This window comes from Synechocystis sp. LEGE 06083, from assembly GCF_015207725.1.
In the GTDB taxonomy this organism is placed as follows: Bacteria; Cyanobacteriota; Cyanobacteriia; order Cyanobacteriales; family Microcystaceae; genus Synechocystis; species Synechocystis salina.
Map to the genome: position 1 here is coordinate 1 of NZ_JADEWJ010000444.1, position 1384 is coordinate 1384.

A 1384-nucleotide genomic window follows, 5' to 3' on the forward strand; every position below is an offset into this window, starting at 1 on the left:
TTGCTTCCCCCTATTATTGGGCCGGTTTCACCCTCCAGGGGGAATGGCAAAATTTGCTCCCCAGTGGTCAGTTGGCCAAGGGCACGTCCCCGGCTTCATCGGTACCGACAAAAATAATCGGCACATCGCTGAATTGATCCAGTCCCACGGAGCCTAACAATTCCACCAACTCTTCCCGTTGTTCCGGCAAACTGGCCACAATCATGAGGGTGTCTTGCCAAATGCCTTGGTTGGCATAGAGGGTAGCCTTGCCCAGGGGCTCATTGGTTTCTTCAATCTCCTCTGTTACCTCAACGCTCAACTCCCGGTGTACTAGTCCCGCTTCCACGGCACTGCCCACCACTTGGTTATCGATGGTGCAATTAACGGCAAATGCCCAGGCATATTCGCCGCCCGGTTCCAGCGCTATTTCTGTGGGAACGGCGATCGCCAAAATAGTTTCTCCTTCCGGTACCGCTACGGTTTGGCTATGGATTAATTCCCCGGCCCCATCTACGAGGACAAATTCCCCTTCCACCCCTCTGTTAGCTGGTACATAAACAAACAGACTAGGGTTAGCCGTGGCGGTAAACGTATCTTGACTAGGAGCTACTATTCTGAGGTTGGTGTTGGCCTGGGTAAAACAACTGCCCCCCCTAGTGCCTCCCCCTCCGGAGCTTTGGGTTGTGCCTCGATCGCCAGCTTGGGGGAATTTCAAGCTAACTAGGGTTTCTTCTGGGGTCAAACCAAAGGACAAATCATCAACGCCAGAAGCAATGGTCTGGGGGGCAGTCACCGTAAAGGTTAGGGCAGTGGCTAAAAAAAGATGGAAAGGATGATTAACCATGGCAAATTTAGGGATTGAGGACTTATTGTTCCAGCTTAGCCTAGGTCTACCCAGGGCAACGAGGGGATGTTCGGTGGCAGGACTGACCAGTGAAAATTCTCCTTGGCTGGAGGCTAAGGGGTCTGCAGTGGAGCAAAAACCGTTTAAGGACGATAAATTCCCACTTTTGGTACTATTTGGGGGCCAGGGGGCTGATAATTGCAGCCAAAACCATAATCCCCTAACCACATTAAGCCGTGACGAATATTCTCCGTTCCCCCCTCAGCAAAATATTGCCATAGGGAGTGAACTGCGGTGAGGGGCACCGTGGACTGGTCCATCAGGGATGGATCCGGGCGATCGTCCCCCGGCAAGACAAATAGTTTCAACTCTGGTTTGGTTTGCGTTAGCTCCCCCAACACTTCTAAGCCGTAGGGCCAATAACTTTTTCCCCCCAACAGCCGCACCACAATCACCTCCGCATGGCTCAACACCCGATCGCCGTAGTCATCGAGGGAAAAGGACTGTTGTAAATTAAGCAAATTACAAACCCGCAGGGAGGGAAAATTTCCGGGCAAC

2 protein-coding genes are annotated in these 1384 nt (G+C 52.3%); both read right to left on the bottom strand.

Annotated features, from left to right (window positions below):
- Positions 1 to 67: 67 nt before the first annotated feature.
- Positions 68 to 826, bottom strand: a complete 759-nt coding sequence (locus tag IQ219_RS19605; RefSeq protein ID WP_194073728.1) for a DUF928 domain-containing protein — start codon at positions 824 to 826, stop codon at positions 68 to 70.
- A 143-nt stretch (positions 827 to 969) separates the two neighbouring features.
- On the bottom strand, positions 970 to 1384 hold a 415-nt coding region (locus tag IQ219_RS19610), incomplete at its 5' end, for a cobalt chelatase (RefSeq protein ID WP_194073729.1).